The following is a 20,034-nucleotide window of genomic DNA, read 5'->3' as shown; positions in this document are numbered from 1 at the left end:
AACTTGTTTTATATGGTTCATCACCGAAAGTTGTGGTTGACTTTCGTTAAAACGTCTACTTTGTAATTAAGTTGATTGGAGTGGAGGATGGGCGACTCCTTGGGGATTAGCGTCACAGATGAGACCCTGGAGCGAGCAGCGCGAGTGAAGCGGCTCATCGGACGCCCCCAGGAAGCTCTGCTCTGCGCGAAAGCGAAGCGTCAGCGGCAAAGCGCCCAGCTGGAACGGAAATCAACCACACGTTTTGGTGGTGATCCTTTTATATGTAATTATTGGTAGTAACAGTAAGCCTTGAACGATTCAAAAATTTATGAACTAAGGGGAGCGTTTTTATGCATATGATGGATACACCTTTATTATTAACAAGTTTTTTGGATCGAGCAGAACGATTTTTTCATGCGAAAAAAATATATTCGCGGACAAGCCCTACAACAATTCACGAGTTTACTTATAAAGAATATGTAAAACGAACTCGTAAACTAGCTGATGCCCTTACAAAGCTAGGAATGGAGCGGGGTATGAAAGTAGGTACCTTCGCTTGGAATCACCACCGCCATTTAGAAGCATATTTTGCAGTACCATGCGCGGGAGCTGTCTTGCATATGATTAATATTCGACTAGCAACTGAGCATATTGCTTATGTTATTAATCATGCAGAAGATGAAATATTACTAATTGATGATAACTTAGTTCCGCTTATTGCACCGATTGTCTCACAGCTTAAAACGGTAAAGCATTTTATTGTAATGGGAGATGCTGTCGAGCTGGAAAACATCCCATTACCGAATGCTCTTTCTTATGAGGCATTACTTGAAGAGGCGAATGATAATTTTAGATTCCCAGATGATTTAGATGAAAATACACCTGCTGGCATGTGCTACACAAGTGCAACAACAGGAATGCCAAAGGGTGTAGTGTATACTCATCGTAGTATTGTCCTCCATACTATGGCAGCAGGACTCTCCGATAGTATTGCAATAGGTGAGGCTGATGTTTTACTACCTGTCGTCCCAATGTTTCATGCGAATGCATGGGGATTTCCGTTTGCTGGTGTATTATTTGGTGCTACACAGGTGCTTCCTGGGCCAATGTTTACACCGCAGCTATTACTTGATTTGATTGAAACATATAAGGTAACGTTGACTGCAGGAGTACCTACAATTTGGCTTGGGGTATTACAGGAGCAACGCAAAACTCCTCGTGATTTGTCTTCAATACGGTTGATTGTATGTGGTGGTTCAGCATCGCCGATCGGTCTAGTGCGTGGCTTTGAGGAGGAGCTTAAAATTCCTTACATGACGGGCTACGGTATGACTGAGACGTCGCCACTTGTTAGCATATCGACGTATTTAACACATATGCAAGATTATACGATGGATGAAAAAATGGATGTTCGTATAACGCAGGGAATCACAGTACCGCTCATTGAGACACGCGTAGTTAATGAAAACGGTGAAGTACCTTGGGATGGCCAAACAATGGGCGAATTGACAATTAAGGGCCCTTGGATTGCTGCCGAGTATTATAACGATGAACGAACAAATGAAGCCTTTAAAGATGGCTGGCTCTATACAGGTGATATTGCTGTAGTGACAGTAGATGGTTATATCAAAATTACAGATCGGACAAAAGATTTAATTAAAAGTGGTGGAGAATGGATTTCTTCAGTAGAGCTTGAAAATGCTTTGATGTCACATCCTAAAGTGTTTGAGGCAACAGTTATAGCAATCCCTCACGAAAAATGGATTGAACGCCCTCTAGCATGTGTTGTACCAAAGCCTGAATTTAAGGATTCCATTACAAAATTAGAGCTACTAGAAGATTTGCAATCTCAATTCCATAAAACATGGATTCCTGATGACGTTGTATTTCTAAATGAAATACCGAAAACTTCTGTAGGAAAATTTATGAAGGTAAAATTGAGAGAAGATTTAAAGGATTATAAAGTAGAAGTTTAGGAGACTAAAAAATGAAGGTGGTAACTAACTGCCTTCATTTTTTATGTGAATAACTAGATCAATACCAAAACGAAAGGCTGTTTTCCGTTCCCACTGGGGCTTTGGCGCTGTCGCTTCGCTTTCGCATAGAGCAAAGCTTCCTGGGGGCGTCCGATGAGCTGCTTGGTACAAAAGAATGTAAGTCTCGAAGGTATTTTATCATAGGACATGATGCCGTATCTTTACCGGGTACTATGGTATTTCAGTTGATGTAACAAATAATCAATGAAGAGAATATTTTAACTAAATTGATAAAAGTATAAAAAGAAAAATGAAACTTTTTTTTCCATTTTGCCGTATAATTATTATTAATGAGAGGATGTGGACGTATGTCAATAGCATTGGCTGGGATTATTGCAGGAGTAGTTATTTGCTTAGCAGGTATTTTTACAGATACACATACAAAAAAACAAAAAATTAAATTAAAGGCTATTGAGAAGGAAGTAGAGCTAGAAAAGCTCAGATTAGAAACGTATACGATGGAAACAGAGAAATTACGTCTAGAATTAGAGCAATCCAAAGTGTTATTGTTAGAGGAAAAACAAAACTCATCTAAGTAACTTGGATTACTTGTGAAAGACTATTTTCAGGAAGGGCACTTTTCCGCTATAATGGAAATACGACGCTAGAGGGGAAGAAGACCGTATGTCTGATTATGAACAGTTTATAGAAGGTATAAAGCGGAAAACAGGAATAGATTTAGCACTATATAAAGAAGCGCAAATGAAAAGACGATTAACATCTCTGTATGAGAAAAAGGGATATCGTAATTTTGTGGACTTTCTAAAGGTACTTGAACAAGATCGTGATTTAATGAATGAGTTTTTAGATCGTATGACAATCAATGTTTCCGAATTTTATCGCAATGGGAAGCGCTGGGAAGTGTTGCAGAAAAAAATATTTCCGAAATTACTGCAATCTAATAAGCGTTTAAAAGTTTGGAGTGCTGCTTGTTCAACGGGTGAAGAACCCTATTCTTTAGTCATGGTATTGTCTCAATTAGTGCCATTATCTCAAATTCAAATCATTGCTACTGATTTAGATGAGAATGTCATTCAAAAGGCGAAATTAGGTGTGTACCCAGAGCGCTCATTAGCAGAAGTGCCAAGTGATATTAAAGCCAAGTATTTTGAGCAAGAAGGTTCCTTTTATAGGGTTAAGGATGAGATTAAACGTTGTGTGACTTTTAAGAAGCATAATTTACTTAATGACCGTTACGATTCTAATTATGATTTAATTGTTTGCCGCAATGTGATGATTTATTTTACTGAAGAAGCAAAAGATCAAATTTATACTAATTTTAGTAAAGCATTGCGCAAGGATGGGATTTTATTTGTTGGATCAACAGAGCAAATCTTTAATCCATCTCGTTATGAGTTTGAAGTCGAAGATACATTCTTCTATAGACGAAACTAATTAATAATATGAGAAAAGCATTCGTACAGAGACAATATGAATGTCATGTACATATTTTTAAATCTTAGACATAGATGAATCGTACGCTTTTCGCTTTTTATAAGCAAAAAGCGTATTTTTTATTAGTTATCTCACATCGAGGACTGTAAGGCTCAACCTCAAATTTTAACGAAAGCTTAGGTAGGGGATCAACTGATGGTGAAGAACAATAATATGTGGAGATGAAGAAGCTATCTTCTTTTAAATAAATCGTTCAGAATATTCTAATTTAAATTCATTCAGAAGTGTTTTGGTAGCGAAAGCGAAGTGCCAAGTCCTGTGGCATTACCGAAGTGGCCAACATCGTGTCGGCCTATTTAAGCCGATAAACTTCAAAATGATGAAAGGCGCTAGAACAATTCGGAATTTGCAAACAATTTAAACGAGTCTTAAAAGACATTTGCAAAAGGACTGTTTTTTTAGAGAATATATGTTATAGTGAAAAATACATACTTTAGCGAGTTGAAGGGAGAAAGCGTTTATGCGTTACTTAACAGCGGGAGAGTCACATGGACCCCAATTAACAACAATTATTGAGGGCCTACCGTCGCTCTTACCAATTACAGCAGAAAAAATTAACCACGATTTAAAACGTCGTCAAGGAGGACATGGACGCGGCCGCCGTATGCAAATCGAAACGGATACAGTGGAAATAGTCGCTGGTGTTCGTCACGGACAAACACTTGGTTCTCCCGTAGCACTCGTAGTCACAAATGATGACTGGAAGCACTGGACAAAAATTATGGGAGCAGAACCGTTAGCAGAAGATGTGAATCCTGAAGATATCAAACGTCAAATTTCACGTCCCCGTCCAGGGCATGCAGATTTAGTAGGAGGCATGAAATACGGACACCGTGATTTACGAAATGTGTTAGAGCGTTCCTCTGCGCGTGAGACAACTGTTCGTGTAGCAGTAGGTTCTGTTGCAAAAGCTCTATTAAATGAATTAGGCATTTCCATTGTGGCACATGTAACAGAAATCGTTGGTATTAAGGCAGACACTTCCATAGTGGAAGGGAAATCTGCAGATGAAATTCGTACCATTGTTGAAGCAGATCCTTGCTATTGTGTTGACCCAGAGGCTTCTGCAAAAATGGTGGAGGCAATTGATGAAGCGAAAAAAGCAGGTGACTCAATTGGTGGTGTTGTTGAAGTCATCGTAGAAGGAATGCCAGCTGGTGTCGGTTCATACGTTCATTATGACCGTAAGTTAGATTCGAAATTAGCAGCTGCCATGTTATCTATCAATGCTTTTAAAGGCGTTGAATTTGGTATTGGTTTCGAAATGGCGCGTCGTAAAGGTTCAGAAGTACATGATGAAATCATTTGGTCAGAGGAAGAAGGCTATACACGCGCAACAAATCGACTTGGTGGTTTAGAAGGTGGAATGTCTACTGGAATGCCTATTGTCGTACGAGGTGTAATGAAACCAATCCCTACACTATATAAACCGTTGCAAAGTGTTGATATTGAAACAAAAGAACCATTTAAAGCTAGTGTAGAGCGCTCGGATAGTTGTGCAGTACCAGCAGCATCAGTTGTTGCTGAGCACGTTATTGCCTGGGAAATAGTGAATGCAATATTGGAACAATTCCATAGCGATCAATTACCGCAACTAAAAGCTCAAATCGACGAACATCGTCGTTATACAAAGGGGTTCTAATTTATGCGAGTACCAGTAGCGACGAAATCACATCAATATGAGGTTGTACTTGGCCACAATTTTTTAACAGAAGCAGTTAAAGAATTTGATGAAAAGCTTCAAAAAGCTGACAAGCTCATCGTTTTTACAGATGCTAATGTGTGGGCGGCGCAAGGGGATTATTTCAAGGCTAATTTCCCTTATCATTTTGAGGTTTTCGTCTTACCTGGTGGTGAGGCGTGTAAAACCTTTGAACAATACAATGCAGCGCAAACATTTTTACTTGAACAAAAATGCTCACGTAAATCTTTTGTTTTTGCTTTTGGTGGGGGAGCTGTAGGTGATTTAACAGGCTTTGTTGCAGCCACTTATATGCGTGGGGTGCCGTTTATTCAAATCCCAACGACGATTTTAGCACATGACTCAGCAGTAGGCGGTAAAACAGCAATAAACCATCCACTAGGTAAGAATATGATTGGTGCGTTTTATCAACCAGAGGGAGTTATTTACGATACAATATTTATCGATAGTTTATCTGAGCGTGAGGTACGTTCAGGAACGGCAGAAGTGATAAAGCATGCAATGATTTCAGATGCAGCGTGGTTAGAGGAATTGATGGCTGCAGAGACAGTTATTCATTTCAGTACAGAAGAATTAGCGAAGCAACTTAGAAAAGGAATTGAAGTGAAGGCGCAAATAGTAGCTGAGGACGAAACTGAGCAATCCGTGCGAAAATTTTTAAACTTAGGTCATACTTATGGGCATGCCATTGAAGCGGCCGCGGGTTATGGAAAAGTAGCGCACGGCGAGGCTGTAATGATTGGTCTCGTATATTGTTTATTATTAAGTGAACGATATGGTGAATTAGACCGTAACTTCACGACAGCATTTTTGCAATTTGCAGTGAAGAATGGCTATCTATTTGAGGCTGTGAAAGAGTATACCTTTGAACAGTTAACAGAGTATTTAATGAAAGATAAAAAAGCGGAGTATGGTATTTTACAATTTGTTTTGTTGGATAAAATTGGTAAACCTTTTGTACAACCAATTGATTTAGCGGAATGCAGAGAAGTAGATGCCGAATTCCGACAGCTATTAGCGGAGGTGCTTGTATGATTCGTGGACTTAGAGGAGCAATTACAATTGAATCTGACAAGCCAGAGCTTGTGTGGGATGAGACAGCGAGATTAGTACGTGAAGTAGTAGCAGCAAATAATGTGGAAGTAGATGATATTGCTTCTATATTAATTTCCACAACACCTGATATTACGTCAGCATTTCCGGCACGCGCTGTACGGTTAATGGACGGGTGGCAGTATGTACCTGTCATGTGTACTCATGAAATGGACGTGCCAAACGCATTGCCACTTTGTATTCGTGTATTAATACATGCGAATGTAGAAGTGGCACAAAAAGATGTAAAACATTTGTATCTCAATGATGCAGTGAAATTAAGACCAGATTTAGCCCAAGCTAAATAATTAGAGGAGATGTTTAAGATGAAATGGAAACAACAATTGGACGGTATGCAAGCATATAAGCCTGGTAAACCGATTGAAGAAGTACAACGTGAATATGGCCTACAAGAAGTCGTAAAATTAGCATCAAATGAAAACCCGTTTGGATGCTCACCTAAGGTAACTGCTTATTTACAAAATAATTCAGTAAATCATGCTATCTATCCAGACGGCTATGCACAAAATTTACGCACTGCTGTTGCAAATCATTTAGGTGTCAAAGAAACACAGCTTCTTTTTGGTAACGGCTCCGACGATATCATTGCAATTATTACTCGTGCATTGTTGTATCCAGGTGTAAACACAGTGATGGCAGACCCATCCTTCTCTCAATACTGGCACAATGCCGAAATAGAAGGCGCTGAGGTACGTAAAATTCCTTGTGTCGAAGGTACACATGATCTAGATGCAATGATAACTGCAATTGATGATAATACATCGATCGTTTGGGTTTGTAGTCCAAATAATCCAACAGGTGTTGTGATTCCTGATGTTGAATTGCGTGCATTTTTAGCTAAAGTACCAAGTGATGTGCTAGTAGTATTAGATGAAGCATATATCGAATATGTAACGCATCCTGGTCACAAAGATACTCTACCTATAATTGATGAGTTTCCAAATGTACTATTATTGCGTACATTCTCAAAAGCATATGGTCTTGCTTCTTTCCGAGTTGGTTATGCAATTGGTCAACCAGAGGTTATTGCTAAATTAGATCCGGTAAGATCGCCATTTAATAATACAATTTTAAGTCAAGCAGTTGCGACAATCGCTATAAGTGATCAAGATTTTATAAAAGCTTGCCGTGAAGCAAATGAAAAAGGTAAAAAACAATATGTTGAATTTTGCGAAAAACATAATTTGAAATACTTCCCATCTGATACGAACTTTATTTTCTTTAATACGAATGCTGATAGTGATGTTGTTTTCAATGAGCTAATGAAACGAGGCTTTATAATCCGCAGTGGAAGTGCGTTAGGATTACCTGGGTTTATTCGCGTGACAATCGGAACAGAAGCTCAAAACGAAGCGTTGTTAGGTCACCTTGAAAACGTCCTAAAAGAGCAAGGAGTTTTTGCATGACACGCAACGTGCTCGTGGTAGGGCTAGGCCTAATTGGAGGGTCAATAGCCTTAGCATTACAAAAGGCACCAGAAACAAAAATTATTGGCTATGATATGGATGCGAAAACTCGTGAACATGCGAAAACGTTAAATATTGTTCATGATATTGTGACAGATCCAAAAGAAGTGGCGGCCGACGTAGATGTTATCATTTTTGGAACTCCCGTCAACGCAACGCTGGAATGGATGGAACAATTAAAAACATGGCCGTTAAAAAATAAAGTAATCGTAACAGATACAGGTAGTACAAAAAAGAAGATTATGCAAAAGGCTGGGGAACTACGTGAGCTAGGCATTACCTTTATTGGAGGACATCCAATGGCAGGCTCACACAAAAGTGGTGTTTTAGCTGCCAAGGCTCACCTTTTTGAAAATGCGTATTATATGCTAACACCGCTAGCAGGTGAAGAAATTGTTAATATGGCACAGCTTGAAAGTCTATTAAAATTTACACATGCAAAGGTTGTTAGTGTATCTGCTCGTGAGCATGATCATATGACAGCTGTAGTTAGTCATTTTCCACATGTCATTGCTGCTTCCCTTGTGCATCAGTTGGGTGGAGAAAATGGGGAATATCCGATGACACGTTCACTTGCTGCAGGTGGCTTCCGTGATGTGACGCGTATTGCCTCGTCTAATCCGATTTTATGGCGAGATATTACATTGCAAAATCGAGATGAGCTTATTGCACAGCTAGAAGGCTGGGAAAAAGAAATGACTCGTGTTAAGGAGCTGCTTTTCAATGGTAGCTCGGATGACATAGAAACATACTTTGCGGTTGCTAAAGAGCTAAGAGATGAATTACCGATTAGTGCAGGCGCAATGTTCACAACATTTGACTTATATGTTGATGTTCCTGACTATCCGGGGGTTATTTCTGAGGTGACTGGCTTACTTGCAGACGAAGCGATTAGTATTACAAATTTACGTATCGTAGAGTCACGAGAAGATGTTTTCGGGATTCTTGTAATTAGCTTACAAAGTGAAAGTGACCGTGAACGTGCAGCAGCGTGTATACAAAAGCGTGCTAATTATGAAACATATATTTCATAGGCAAAGAAATGCCTGTTTAACTTCTTTCAGCGAAAGTCTCCCACCTCTAAGGTTGTGAGACGAGTACGGTTTTAAGTCACTTTTCAGCGAGTATCCAAACATCCGTTGAAATAGAGGAACTCAGTCTAAGAAAGCCACGTCCTGTGGCAACGACTGAGTGACCAATATCATGCTGCTGTCGCTGCGTTAGCACTACGCTTTCGCGCAAAACACATCTGTACCTGTCGCTACGCTTTCGGTACAAAAAACATCTGTTGGCCTAAAGCCTCTGGCGGATGTCACGGAATCGACTTTGTGCTTACACAAAGTCGATTCCGGACGCAATTATGCCGAGGCATAATTGATTAGAAAGCGTCGGAATTACGGCGCTTTCTATCTTCATATTGGAGGGAAGAAAACGATGAGTGAAAAAGTATTACAATATGATAAGCCTTCCTTACAAGGGACTTTAACGATTCCAGGTGATAAATCTATCTCTCACCGTTCCGTTATGTTTGGAGCTATTGCAACTGGTAAAACAACAGTTGACGGCTTTTTATTGGGTGAGGATTGTTTAAGTACAATTGATTGCTTTCGCAAGCTCGGTGTGAAGATTGACGTAGAAGGAACAAATGTATCCATCGATAGCCCAGGTATAGAGGGGTGGCAAGAGCCTACAGAGGTACTATACACAGGGAATTCTGGAACAACGACACGCTTAATGTTAGGAATTCTAGCTGGATCTACTGTACATTCAGTAATGACAGGGGATGCGTCTATTGGAAAGCGACCGATGCGCCGTGTTATTGATCCGTTACGTCAAATGGGTGCACACATTACTGGAAGGGCAGATGGACAATATACGCCATTAGCTATTCAAGGTACAGCATTACAAGCTATTGATTACCACATGCCTGTTGCAAGTGCGCAGGTGAAGTCAGCTGTTTTACTTGCTGGTTTACGCGCTGAAGGTACTACAATTGTGCGAGAAATTGAAGTATCTCGAGATCATACTGAGCGAATGCTACGTCAATTTGGTGCAAAGGTTGATGAGGTGGATGGTGTTATTTCATTAAAAGGAGGGCAAAGTTTAACAGGGACGCATGTTTCTGTACCAGGTGATATTTCATCTGCAGCCTTTTTCTTAGTAGCAGGAGCTATCTGTGAGGATAGTAAAATAACGCTAGAAAATGTCGGAATTAATCCAACACGAGATGGTATCATCGAAGTGCTTCATAATATGGGCGCATCGATAACTGTTATACCGAATGAAGATAGCCAATCAGAGCCGACAGCAACAATTACAATCGAAACATCAACATTAGAAGGAACTACAATTGAGGGAGATATTATTCCTCGTCTAATCGATGAAATCCCGATCCTTGCTTTATTAGCAACGCAGGCAAACGGCAAAACTATTATTAAGGATGCCGAGGAATTAAAAGTGAAGGAAACAGATCGGATAACGGCTGTAGTGGATGAATTGAAAAAATTAGGTGCTAATATTGAAGCGACTGAGGATGGAATGGTTATTCAAGGACCGACCCCATTACGTGGTGCTAGCCTTCAAACCTATGGTGATCATCGTATAGGAATGATGGGCGCTGTTGCAGCACTTATAACAGATGGAGCTGTAGTTTTAGATGACGCAGAATGTATTGCGGTTTCATATCCATCGTTTTTCGAGCATGTAGAGGAAGTAAAGTAATGTAGTATCTTCATTCAGTAGAAGAATCCTACCTTTAAAGGTAGGATGATGAATGCGGTTGGGGGTTCCTTTTTAGCGAATATACCAAGCACCTACTGAAATAGAGGAACTCAGTCTAAGAACGCCACGTCCTGTGGCAATTTAGCTGTGCGAAAGCGAAGCGGCAGCAACAACAACAACAACGACTGAGTGACCAACATCGTGCTGTTGCTGTCGCTACGTTGCACTACGCTTTCGCACAGAATGAAACCCTTTTGCTGTCGCTGCGTTAGCACTACGCTTTCGCGCAAAACACATCTGTACCTGTCGCTACGCTTTCGGTACAAAAAACATTTGTTAGCCTAAACCTCCGGCGGATGTCACGGATTTTTAAAGGAATGAATTGTGAGGACACAATTCAAAATCCGGACGCAATTACGCCAAGGCGAAATTGATCCTTGACTCCCCAAGTCTTTTGGGGAGTTTTTTCTTGTTTCAAGAGAAAATGTTTTGTAGCATAAAGATATTAATGAAAGAATAGGTGAATGACTGTGAACAATTCGATGACTGAAATGATGCAAGCACTTGAACAAGGGGACTTAGCATTAATTGAACAGCTACTTGAAACATTTTTAACGAAAGAGCTACCTGAGGACATTTATGCGCTAGCTGAAGTTTTTATGCAGTATGGATATATGAAAGAAGCTGACCGTGTACTTGAGCATTTACAATTTTTATTCCCAGAAGAGGCACAGTTGAAAATTGATCGTGCAAACGTTTTAATGGAACTTGGCGATGAAGATGAAGCGTTAGATTTTTTATTAGAGGTAGAGGAGACAGCCCCAGAATATCCTCAAGCATTATTGGTGTTAGCGGATTATTATCAAATGCAAGGATTGTTTGAAGTAGCAGAAATGCGCATCAATGAGGCACTATCAATATTACCTGATGAGCCATTATTACAATTTGCTAAAGCGGAGCTTTTATTTGAAACGGGTCGTTTTTTAGAGGCTGCGAGACTATATGAAGAATTGTATGACCAACAGGTTGAATTTGCTGGGGTAAGTCTTACTGAACGACTTGCTGAGGTGTATCGTGCAGGAGCTGCCTATGAAACGGCCTTAGAGTACTATTTAAAAGCACTTGATGATGAAGTGAAGCCAGATGTTTTATTTGGTGCGGCGTATTCAGCCTTTCAATCACAAAAATATGAATTGGCCATTAAACAATTAGAGGAATTAAAAGAATTGGACCCTGATTATTTCTCTGCCTATTTATTGCTTGCTGAAAGCTATGCAATGACGGAGGACAATAAAAAAGCATACGCTGCCACTCTGGAAGGATTAAAGCGTGACGAATACGATAAGTCCTTATTCTTATTCGCGGGTAAAATGGCTTTAAAAACTGGATTGCCAGCTGAGGGCGAACAGCATCTACGTGAAGCCATCGCCTTAGATCCTGAATACATGGAAGCAGTATTAGCATTGATCTCTGTGTTGGCACAGCAAGAGCGTCATGAGGATGTAATAGAATTATTTGAAACGTTGCAAAAAAATGATTTTGAATGGAGCACCTTATACCCATTTGCTGCGGCTGCATATGAAAATTTAGAATTGTACGACCGTGCATACGAATTTTACCGTTTGGCATATAATGATTTTAAGGAAGACGCAGCATTTTTAGAAAAATATGTTTATTTCTTATTAGAGGAAGGAAAGCGTTTAGAAGCTAAAGAAGTACTCGGTCAATTAATAACTATTCAACCGGGTGAACTGGAGTGGCAAGAGAAGTTAGAAACCTTAGAATTTGAGTAAAGGAGGGAGTGGGTATGACTGCTTCTGTATCAGTTGTCGATAAAAAAGCATTTGTTAGATGGTTTTTAAAAAATTATCAATTGAAACGTCGTGAGTGTGTATGGATTTTGAATTACTTATTAAGTAACGATGAGTTATTGAAACGAATTCGGTTTGTTGAAGAAGCTCACTATTGCCCCAGAGCAATGGTAATGTCAACAGTTGACTCAACAGGTGTGCCGTTTCGTTTTTACAAAGGCAATGTAATGACAGCAGATGCTGAGAAATCCTTTCATGATTTACGTTTACATGAACATGAAGATATGTATATACAATTGAATTTTCCAAATATACCACCAAGTGCACAATACTTAGCAGTTCTTGAAGAAAACCCTTATATGCCAGAAGCACTGATTGTTAGTGAAAAAGATCGCTTACTGGCAGAAGAGCTGCTATCCAACAGCTTACTCGTATTCCAAGAAGAAAAATTACTCGCGCAAATTGATGAAGCCCTCGATCAAGGAGATGAAGAGCGCTTTTATGAATTGTCTAATTTGTTACAAGCTTTAAAGGAAACGGCCAATTTACGTTAGTTATAAGTAAAAATTGAATGTCCTTTATCTACCTCAATATGATAACATAACAAGTGAATGATTGTTTTCACTTTTTATTGGCTATTCTATTGAAGAGTGGAGAAGGGCATTTTTTTATCTTCATTCAGTGGGTGTACCGTACCCCACTGAAATAGAGGAACTCAGTCTAAAAACGCCACGCACTGTGGCAATTTAACTGTGCGAAAGCGTAGCGACAGCAAACAATTACGCCAAAGCAAAATTGATTTATGCAACAAGAGGAGGTTTGTCAGATGTATTTTAATGCAAGTGATGTGACATCGTTTATGGCACAGAAGGACTTTATCGATACAGCAATTGTTCCACTCGTAACTGTCGATTTAACTCCGGAAAAAATAAAACAGAGTGGTACCGACGCGGATTTTTTGTTATCGCTTACATCATTTATCGAACAACAGTTTAAAGGTCGTCTACTACTGATGCCACCATTTTCGTATAGTTCAACCTTAAAAAACGAAGATATGCCAAGGCAATTAGAGACACAATTACATAATGCTGGTTTTAAGCATGTGTTCTTCATTACTTGTGACCATTTTTGGACAAATATTGGAGATGAAGTAAATGTTATTTGGCTTCCAGCGATTCCGTTAGAAAGTATGGATAAAGGTGTGAAAAACTCCATTCTCGAAGATCAATTGCGACAAGTGGTTCCGATGCTTTCGACCAAATGGACACAGATTTAACAATTTGTTTCAATAAATGTTCACATTCTCCATCTTTCCACAGAATGCTATATTGACCAAGCTATGGAGTTGATATATCATAGATATGTCCTAGTATTACTATTTGTAAAAGCATGTCCGTTGGACTGACCTTTAAGTTAGAGGGGGGAAAAAAATGAGTAATAATCGAGTTTCTCGTCGTCAATTCCTAAGCTATACACTAACTGGTGTAGGTGGCTTTATGGCGGCAGGTATGCTGATGCCAATGCTTCGTTTTGCAATAGACCCAGTACTACAAAAACATGGTGGTGGGGACTTTATTAAAACAGAGCATAAAATCGCAGATATTACTGACAAACCTATTAAAGTTGACTTAAAATTTGAACAAGTTGATGCATGGTACAAATCAGAAGTAACAAATGTAGCATGGGTTTTCAAACAAGGCGATCAAATCGTTGCACTATCTCCTGTTTGTAAGCATTTAGGATGTATGGTGAACTGGGGAGAGAATTCAGAATTCCCAGATCAATTCTTCTGTCCTTGTCACGGTGGCCGTTATGAAAAAAATGGTAAAAATGTACCAGGAACACCACCAACAGGTCCGTTGGATGAATATGAAGTTAAAGAAGAAGCTGGTTACTTATTGCTTGGTCCAACTAAAGCAAATACTCTAGTTTAGTAAGGGGGTACAAAACAGTGCTAAATAAAATTTATGATTGGGTCGATGAACGCTTAGATATTACACCTATTTGGCGTGATATTGCCGACCACGAAGTGCCAGAGCACGTGAACCCTGCACATCATTTTTCAGCATTCGTTTACTGTTTTGGTGGATTAACTTTCTTCATCACAGTGATTCAAATACTATCAGGTATGTTCTTAACAATGTACTATGTACCGGATGTAGTGAATGCTTGGAAATCAGTTTATTATTTACAAAACGAAGTAGCATTTGGTGAAATCGTACGCGGTATGCACCACTGGGGAGCTTCATTAGTAATCGTAATGATGTTCTTACATACACTTCGTGTATTCTTTACAGGTTCTTATAAGAAACCTCGTGAATTAAACTGGATGGTTGGTGTAGGTATTTTCGGTGTAATGATGGGTCTTGGCTTTACAGGATACTTATTACCTTGGGATATGAAAGCATTATTCGCTACAAAAGTAGGTATCGAAATTGCTGCATCTGTACCGTTTATCGGTGAATGGATTAAAATCTTATTAGCGGGTGACTCAACTATTCTTGGTGCTCAAACGTTAACACGATTCTTTGCGATTCATGTATTCTTCTTACCTGCAGTATTGTTTGGGTTACTTGCAGCACACTTTATCATGATTCGTCGTCAAGGAATTTCAGGGCCGTTGTAATAGTTCTTGACGGTTCGATGATTTTTTAAAGGAGGGGACATAATGCATCGCGGAAAAGGAATGAAATTTGTTGGTGATTCTCGTATTAAAGCGAATCACAGAATGCCGAACGTTCCAAAGGATTATTCCGAATATCCAGGTAAGACGGAAGCTTTCTGGCCAAACTTCTTACTTAAAGAATGGATGGTTGGTGCTGTATTTTTAATTGCTTATTTAATTTTAACAGTTGCACATCCATCACCACTTGAAGGACCAGCTGATCCAACAAGAGCATACGTGCCATTACCGGACTGGTACTTCTTATTCATGTATCAATTATTAAAATATTCATATGCTTCAGGTCCATATAATGTTATTGGAGCAATTGTAATTCCAGGTCTTGCATTTGGAGCGCTATTATTAATGCCATTTTTAGATAAAAGTCCAGAACGTCGTCCATCTAAACGTCCGTTACCAACAGCGTTTATGTTATTGACACTGGCAGCTATGTTTTACCTAACATGGGAAGCGGTTGCTAACCATGACTGGGAAGCTCAAAAAGCAATGGGTGCAATTGTAGAAGAAGTTGATGTTGATATTGATGAATCGCTTCCAGGATTCGCAATTTGGAATGGTGACTCAGGAGACCAAGCTAAAACTTGTATCGGATGTCACGCTGCTGATTTAAAAGGTGGCCCAGCTGCTCCAAAATTACTTGGTAATGAGCTAACAGCTGAACAAGTTGAAGATATTATTCATAATGGTCGTGGTGGAATGCCACCTGGTCAATTCAAAGGTACAGATGAAGAAGCGAAGCAATTAGCTGAATTTATTGCGAGCTTAAAGGCTAAGAAATAAGCTTTGATTTAAAAGAGTCAGGAAACTGGCTCTTTTTTTCTTCTTACTTAATAATGTGACTGTTACAACACCAAAAAAGTTCCCGCAAAATAATTTTGTCCTATAAAATTTGATAGGAAATACATACTATTTGATATAATGGAAAATGATTCACTACTTTTGCCGAAAAAACTTGCTAGTAAGACCTGACGGTATTTGTGTGAACAAATCGAGGAGGTTAGGCAGTCAGTTGGCGAAAAGGGCTGGACCGTTATAGGAATTTATGTAGAGCTACACATAGTGCCTAGCCTAAAATTTGATGTGGTCATTTTTAATTTCTTTCAGCGGATTCCGGACGCAATTAGCCGAGGTATAATTGATAGGGAATGTTAGAAATGATGGCTCATCAACAAAAGTTAGGAATGATATTTATTAAAACGTAAGCATGCATATCTTGTTGAATGGCTGGAAGGTTTAGGTGGCTCCTTGGAAGTCAATTTCACGGATGAGACTTGGAACGAAGCGGCTCATCTGATTCGCTCAGTCAGAACGGAAATCACCCCCACGTTATGGATTTGGGAAAAAATACTGCCAATATTCATTATCGATAGTAAGTGGCAAATTAAAGACTATTTTATACATAATAACAGTTAAAAAAGGCATCTTAGTAAAGACAGAAGATAAAGGAGTTTTAAATATGCAAATTACACGTGCAAACATCTGGTATCTCCTTACACATAAGTCATTTTTAATACTATTACTTATTATTAATCTATTAGGAACTATTTACGGTTATTATTGGTATGGATGGCAGCTTGCCATCACAAAGCCAATTTTTTATATTTTTGTGCCGGATAGCCCAACAGCAAGCTTATTCTTTTGCTTTGTATTATTAGCTTGGATTATGAATAAAAAATGGCCGCTAATGGAAGTGCTAGCCCTTATTACATTGGTAAAGTATGGAATTTGGGCTGATGTTATGAATATTTGGACGTTGATTGAAACAGGATCAATTGGTTGGCAAGGCTGGATGCTCGTGGGCTCACATTTTGCGATGGCTGCGCAAGCCATTCTGTATCTCGGTAAATATGTTTTTTCATATTGGCATATTGCCGTGGCAGCGGTATGGACATTGCATAATGATGTGATTGATTATGTATTTGGCCAAATGCCGATGTATCGTGATTTAGAAAATTATACGAGCTATATTGGCTACTTTACTTTTTGGTTATCAATTATATGCATTTTCCTAGCCATCTTCTCAATTAGGTGGCGCAAATATTTGCCGAATTAGGTAAATGATTATAGAATTATAGTATCGAGGTAGAAAGGGGTTAGAAAATTGTCAACAAGTATGTATATTGTTTATTTTGCAATAATAATGCTGCTGCCGCTTTACGCACAAATGAAAGTAAAGGGTACGTATAATAAGTTTGCAAAAGAACGTACAATGAAGGGACAAACAGGTGCAGAGGTAGCGCGTGCGATTTTAGATGCGAACGGCTTATATGATGTACGAGTTGTTCCAACACAAGGTGTGTTGTCTGATCACTATAATCCGGCAACAAAAACAGTTGCTTTATCGGAAAGTAATTTCTACGAAGCGAGTATTGCTGGTGCTGCAGTTGCTGCCCACGAGGTTGGCCATGCCATCCAGCACAAAGAAGCTTATTCGATGCTGACATTACGTAGTAAGCTAGTGCCAGTTGCAAATATTTCATCAAATATGTCTTGGATATTTGTAATGATTGGTATTTTTGCAAGTAGTTCGAATATGTTACTTTTAGGTATCGTATTATTAGCAGCAGGTGTGGTTTTCCAATTAGTAACGTTACCAGTGGAGTTTGATGCTTCAAAGCGTGCTTTAGTGCAGATGAATTCTCTGGGGATTATTACAAATGAAGAAGAGCGCCCAGCACGAAAAGTGTTAAGTGCTGCAGCATTAACATATGTTGCCGCAGCAGCAGTAGCAGTATTAGAATTATTACGTTTAGTATTAATTTTTACAAATATGAGAAACGACGACTAATTAAAAGACTTGTTGTAGTGGTAATTCACTATAGCAAGTTTTTTAATCCGTTAAACTATGTATATAATTTATTATGTAAAAAAAAGCCTACGCTCACTAAAAAGTAAAATGTCTTTTTCGTGAGCGTAGGCAGGTTGTTAATGTTAATGGAGAGGTTGTTTTTGGGCGTCTAGCGTGAAGCCTTCTCCTGCAACATCTCGTACTTCTATTATAGATACGAAAGCGTGTGGATCAACCTCATGAACAATAGATTTTAAGCGTACAACCTCATTGCTACCAATGACACAATAAATAACTTCTTTTTGTTGTTTAGTAAAATGGCCATGACCTTCAAGTATAGTAAGACCGCGTTCCATTCGCAATGCAATCAACTCAGCAATGGCGCTAGACTTTTCAGATATAATAAGTGCACCACGTGCTGCATATGCTCCTTCTTGAACAAAATCGATGACTCGCGCGCCAACAAATACAGCAACAAGAGTATACATCATAGAGCGAGCATCTAAAAATGTTAGCCATGATAAGATAATGACAATTGCGTCAAAGATGAACATCGTTTTCCCCATACTCCAGCCAAAATATTTATGCCCAAGGCGAGCCAAAATATCTACACCGCCTGTTGTACCACCGAAGCGAAAGACGATACCGAGTCCTAGTCCAACAAAAACCCCTGCAAAAAGAGCAACAAGTAACAGATCGTCCTCTAAATGAATAGTAAATTGATACTTTTGGAAAACTTTAAGGAAAACTGAAACAGATAAAGTTCCAACAAGAGTATAAATAAATGATTTTTTTCCTAGTAAACGATAACCAATAATAAACATAGGAATGTTTAAAAGTAAATTCATTAAGGCAGGGTCCCAGCCTAGTGTAAAATAAAGTATAAGTGTTATCCCACTTAGGCCACCTTCACCAAGTTGATTTTGTATGTTGAAGTGGACGAAACCGAAGCTAAAAATAGCAGCTCCGAGCATTATTGCGATGATATTGCTGATTTTGATCTGTTTTAGCATATGACCTCCTGAAGTCCCAAACAATTGAAGTAGTGATATCTATTATCTGACATTTTATTGTTTTTGACAACAATGGTGTAAATTTTATAGGATGGTAAGTAGGAGTGTGATTTATAATGACTGAACAAGTGACAATGCATGCTTTACAGCAGCGTGTGGATGATTATATAGGACAATTTAAGGAAGGCTATTTCCCACCATTTGAGTTATTGGCACGTCTAACCGAAGAGCTTGGTGAATTGTCTCGCGAGGTACAGGACGTTTACGGGCAAAAGAAAAAAAAGAGTACAGAAGAAGTAAACAGTATTGAAGAAGAATTAGGTGACTTTTTCTTTGTTTTAGTTTGCTTTGCAAATGCTCAAGGCATTAAATTAGATGAAGCACTTTTACGCGTTATACATAAATTTGAAACAAGGGATAAAGATCGCTGGACTAGAAAGGATGGAGAATAATGTCAATTCGTGTAGCAATTGCAGGACCTAGGGGAAAAATGGGGGCTGAGGCTGTACATACGGTCATGAAGCATGACAAAATGGAATTAGTAGCAGTACTAGATTATAAGGAAGTAGGAAAAACATTAGCTGATCTGGATATGTTTCCGGCAAGTTATACGGCTCCAATCTTTACAGATATGTCTGAACTTGTAGAGGCGACTGCACCAGACGTATTAGTAGATTTAACAAGCCCGCATGCAGTATACAAACATACTAAAGAGGCCTTGAATTTAAATGTACGACCTGTAATTGGTACAACAGGCTTTACAGATGAACAACTAGTGGAATTATCAGCAATTGCTAAAGAAAAAGAGCTAGGCTGTATTATTGCTCCAAACTTTGCGATAGGAGCAATCCTTATGATGAAGTTTGCTAAGGAAGCGGCAAAATATTTACCTGATATTGAAATTATAGAAATGCACCACGATCAAAAGCTAGATGCTCCATCGGGAACAGCTGTTAAAACGGCGCAATTGATTCAAGAGGTGCGAACACAAAAGACACAAGGACATCTAGAGGAAAAAGAAACAATCGAGGGTGCAAGAGGTGGAGAGTTTGATGGCATGCGTATTCACTCTGTCCGTTTACCAGGTTTAGTGGCACACCAGCAAGTGTTATTTGGCGGAGATGGGCAGCTGTTAACAATTCGTCATGATTCGTTAAATCGTAATTCTTTTATGTCAGGTGTAGCATTTTGCGTAGAAGAGGTCATGAAAATGGATCAACTTGTATATGGTTTAGAAAACATCATCTAAAGATTGGGATGGAAG

The 20,034-nt window shown here is 39.1% G+C and carries 20 protein-coding genes; 19 read left to right on the top strand and 1 reads right to left on the bottom strand.

Going from position 1 to position 20,034, the window contains the following annotated elements:
- Positions 1 to 332: 332 nt before the first annotated feature.
- The 17 genes from JNUCC51_RS04410 (at position 333) to JNUCC51_RS04330 (ending at position 17,757) form a co-directional block, all read left to right on the top strand.
- Positions 333 to 1,958: a long-chain fatty acid--CoA ligase gene (locus JNUCC51_RS04410; protein WP_337991002.1), complete on the top strand. Its 1,626-nt coding sequence runs from the start codon at positions 333 to 335 to the stop codon at positions 1,956 to 1,958.
- 368 nt (positions 1,959 to 2,326) lie between these two features.
- Entirely contained in the window at positions 2,327 to 2,557 is a 231-nt protein-coding gene (locus JNUCC51_RS04405) for a hypothetical protein (RefSeq protein WP_100544596.1), read from the top strand.
- Positions 2,558 to 2,642: 85 nt separating this feature from the next.
- Positions 2,643 to 3,413: a CheR family methyltransferase gene (locus tag JNUCC51_RS04400; RefSeq protein ID WP_337991001.1), complete on the top strand. Its 771-nt coding sequence runs from the start codon at positions 2,643 to 2,645 to the stop codon at positions 3,411 to 3,413.
- Positions 3,414 to 3,933: 520 nt separating this feature from the next.
- Positions 3,934 to 5,115 (top strand): chorismate synthase, encoded by a 1,182-nt coding sequence (gene aroC / locus JNUCC51_RS04395; RefSeq protein ID WP_337991000.1) that lies wholly within the window; start codon positions 3,934 to 3,936, stop codon positions 5,113 to 5,115.
- Between the two features lie 3 nt (positions 5,116 to 5,118).
- Entirely contained in the window at positions 5,119 to 6,210 is a 1,092-nt protein-coding gene (gene aroB, locus JNUCC51_RS04390; RefSeq protein WP_337990999.1) for a 3-dehydroquinate synthase, read from the top strand.
- On the top strand, positions 6,207 to 6,575 hold the full coding sequence (gene aroH, locus JNUCC51_RS04385) for a chorismate mutase (protein ID WP_053482554.1): 369 nt from the start codon (positions 6,207 to 6,209) through the stop codon (positions 6,573 to 6,575). The genes aroB and aroH overlap by 4 nt, the downstream gene beginning before the upstream one ends.
- Positions 6,576 to 6,593: 18 nt before the next feature.
- The gene (gene hisC, locus JNUCC51_RS04380) at positions 6,594 to 7,694 is read left to right on the top strand and encodes a histidinol-phosphate transaminase (RefSeq protein WP_337990998.1); all 1,101 of its coding nucleotides are present in this window, start codon (positions 6,594 to 6,596) and stop codon (positions 7,692 to 7,694) included.
- Positions 7,691 to 8,788 (top strand): prephenate dehydrogenase, encoded by a 1,098-nt coding sequence (locus tag JNUCC51_RS04375; protein ID WP_337990997.1) that lies wholly within the window; start codon positions 7,691 to 7,693, stop codon positions 8,786 to 8,788. Before hisC ends, JNUCC51_RS04375 begins: the two co-directional genes overlap by 4 nt.
- Positions 8,789 to 9,188: 400 nt before the next feature.
- On the top strand, positions 9,189 to 10,475 hold the full coding sequence (gene aroA / locus JNUCC51_RS04370; RefSeq protein ID WP_337990996.1) for a 3-phosphoshikimate 1-carboxyvinyltransferase: 1,287 nt from the start codon (positions 9,189 to 9,191) through the stop codon (positions 10,473 to 10,475).
- A 524-nt stretch (positions 10,476 to 10,999) separates the two neighbouring features.
- Positions 11,000 to 12,268, top strand: a complete 1,269-nt coding sequence (locus JNUCC51_RS04365; RefSeq protein WP_337990995.1) for a tetratricopeptide repeat protein — start codon at positions 11,000 to 11,002, stop codon at positions 12,266 to 12,268.
- 14 nt (positions 12,269 to 12,282) lie between these two features.
- Positions 12,283 to 12,840, top strand: a complete 558-nt coding sequence (locus JNUCC51_RS04360; protein WP_249074130.1) for a ReoY family proteolytic degradation factor — start codon at positions 12,283 to 12,285, stop codon at positions 12,838 to 12,840.
- 272 nt (positions 12,841 to 13,112) lie between these two features.
- Positions 13,113 to 13,562 (top strand): DUF2487 family protein, encoded by a 450-nt coding sequence (locus tag JNUCC51_RS04355; RefSeq protein WP_100544586.1) that lies wholly within the window; start codon positions 13,113 to 13,115, stop codon positions 13,560 to 13,562.
- A gap of 154 nt (positions 13,563 to 13,716) precedes the next feature.
- Positions 13,717 to 14,220, top strand: a complete 504-nt coding sequence (locus tag JNUCC51_RS04350) for a Rieske (2Fe-2S) protein (protein ID WP_337990994.1) — start codon at positions 13,717 to 13,719, stop codon at positions 14,218 to 14,220.
- A gap of 17 nt (positions 14,221 to 14,237) precedes the next feature.
- The gene (qcrB, locus tag JNUCC51_RS04345) at positions 14,238 to 14,912 is read left to right on the top strand and encodes a menaquinol-cytochrome c reductase cytochrome b subunit (protein WP_049666761.1); all 675 of its coding nucleotides are present in this window, start codon (positions 14,238 to 14,240) and stop codon (positions 14,910 to 14,912) included.
- A gap of 42 nt (positions 14,913 to 14,954) precedes the next feature.
- Entirely contained in the window at positions 14,955 to 15,749 is a 795-nt protein-coding gene (locus tag JNUCC51_RS04340; protein ID WP_337990993.1) for a menaquinol-cytochrome c reductase cytochrome b/c subunit, read from the top strand.
- A gap of 676 nt (positions 15,750 to 16,425) precedes the next feature.
- Positions 16,426 to 17,022 carry a lipoprotein heptaprenylglyceryl N-acetyltransferase LhaT gene (gene lhaT / locus JNUCC51_RS04335; RefSeq protein WP_049666757.1) on the top strand — a complete coding sequence of 199 codons (597 nt, stop codon included), beginning with the start codon at positions 16,426 to 16,428 and terminating at the stop codon, positions 17,020 to 17,022.
- Between the two features lie 60 nt (positions 17,023 to 17,082).
- Entirely contained in the window at positions 17,083 to 17,757 is a 675-nt protein-coding gene (locus tag JNUCC51_RS04330) for a zinc metallopeptidase (RefSeq protein WP_100544783.1), read from the top strand.
- Between the two features lie 143 nt (positions 17,758 to 17,900).
- On the opposite strand, the gene JNUCC51_RS04325 is transcribed toward JNUCC51_RS04330, so the two are convergent.
- The gene (locus tag JNUCC51_RS04325) at positions 17,901 to 18,770 is read right to left on the bottom strand and encodes a YitT family protein (RefSeq protein WP_337990992.1); all 870 of its coding nucleotides are present in this window, start codon (positions 18,768 to 18,770) and stop codon (positions 17,901 to 17,903) included.
- A gap of 116 nt (positions 18,771 to 18,886) precedes the next feature.
- Between JNUCC51_RS04325 and JNUCC51_RS04320 the strand changes: the two genes are divergently transcribed.
- Both JNUCC51_RS04320 and dapB read left to right on the top strand, forming a co-directional pair.
- On the top strand, positions 18,887 to 19,222 hold the full coding sequence (locus JNUCC51_RS04320) for a nucleotide pyrophosphohydrolase (RefSeq protein ID WP_337990991.1): 336 nt from the start codon (positions 18,887 to 18,889) through the stop codon (positions 19,220 to 19,222).
- Positions 19,222 to 20,019, top strand: a complete 798-nt coding sequence (gene dapB, locus JNUCC51_RS04315; protein ID WP_337990990.1) for a 4-hydroxy-tetrahydrodipicolinate reductase — start codon at positions 19,222 to 19,224, stop codon at positions 20,017 to 20,019. The genes JNUCC51_RS04320 and dapB overlap by 1 nt, the downstream gene beginning before the upstream one ends.
- The last annotated feature ends 15 nt before the right edge of the window (positions 20,020 to 20,034 follow it).

Source organism: Lysinibacillus sp. JNUCC 51, from assembly GCF_015999525.1.
Classification (GTDB): domain Bacteria; phylum Bacillota; class Bacilli; order Bacillales_A; family Planococcaceae; genus Lysinibacillus; species Lysinibacillus xylanilyticus.
The sequence above is the reverse complement of the archived record's forward strand: the minus strand, read 5'-3'. Positions and strand labels throughout refer to the sequence as shown.

Bases quoted from the DNA above. Each gene is read 5' to 3' on its own strand.
- JNUCC51_RS04410 (WP_337991002.1), top strand. From the start codon at position 333: ATGCATATGATGGATACACCTTTATTATTAACAAGTTTTTTGGATCGA.
- JNUCC51_RS04405 (WP_100544596.1), top strand. From the start codon at position 2,327: ATGTCAATAGCATTGGCTGGGATTATTGCAGGAGTAGTTATTTGCTTA.
- JNUCC51_RS04400 (WP_337991001.1), top strand. From the start codon at position 2,643: ATGTCTGATTATGAACAGTTTATAGAAGGTATAAAGCGGAAAACAGGA.
- aroC (WP_337991000.1), top strand. From the start codon at position 3,934: ATGCGTTACTTAACAGCGGGAGAGTCACATGGACCCCAATTAACAACA.
- aroB (WP_337990999.1), top strand. From the start codon at position 5,119: ATGCGAGTACCAGTAGCGACGAAATCACATCAATATGAGGTTGTACTT.
- aroH (WP_053482554.1), top strand. From the start codon at position 6,207: ATGATTCGTGGACTTAGAGGAGCAATTACAATTGAATCTGACAAGCCA.
- hisC (WP_337990998.1), top strand. From the start codon at position 6,594: ATGAAATGGAAACAACAATTGGACGGTATGCAAGCATATAAGCCTGGT.
- JNUCC51_RS04375 (WP_337990997.1), top strand. From the start codon at position 7,691: ATGACACGCAACGTGCTCGTGGTAGGGCTAGGCCTAATTGGAGGGTCA.
- aroA (WP_337990996.1), top strand. From the start codon at position 9,189: ATGAGTGAAAAAGTATTACAATATGATAAGCCTTCCTTACAAGGGACT.
- JNUCC51_RS04365 (WP_337990995.1), top strand. From the start codon at position 11,000: ATGACTGTGAACAATTCGATGACTGAAATGATGCAAGCACTTGAACAA.
- JNUCC51_RS04360 (WP_249074130.1), top strand. From the start codon at position 12,283: ATGACTGCTTCTGTATCAGTTGTCGATAAAAAAGCATTTGTTAGATGG.
- JNUCC51_RS04355 (WP_100544586.1), top strand. From the start codon at position 13,113: ATGTATTTTAATGCAAGTGATGTGACATCGTTTATGGCACAGAAGGAC.
- JNUCC51_RS04350 (WP_337990994.1), top strand. From the start codon at position 13,717: ATGAGTAATAATCGAGTTTCTCGTCGTCAATTCCTAAGCTATACACTA.
- JNUCC51_RS04340 (WP_337990993.1), top strand. From the start codon at position 14,955: ATGCATCGCGGAAAAGGAATGAAATTTGTTGGTGATTCTCGTATTAAA.
- lhaT (WP_049666757.1), top strand. From the start codon at position 16,426: ATGCAAATTACACGTGCAAACATCTGGTATCTCCTTACACATAAGTCA.
- JNUCC51_RS04330 (WP_100544783.1), top strand. From the start codon at position 17,083: ATGTATATTGTTTATTTTGCAATAATAATGCTGCTGCCGCTTTACGCA.
- JNUCC51_RS04325 (WP_337990992.1), bottom strand. From the start codon at position 18,770: ATGCTAAAACAGATCAAAATCAGCAATATCATCGCAATAATGCTCGGA.
- JNUCC51_RS04320 (WP_337990991.1), top strand. From the start codon at position 18,887: ATGACTGAACAAGTGACAATGCATGCTTTACAGCAGCGTGTGGATGAT.
- dapB (WP_337990990.1), top strand. From the start codon at position 19,222: ATGTCAATTCGTGTAGCAATTGCAGGACCTAGGGGAAAAATGGGGGCT.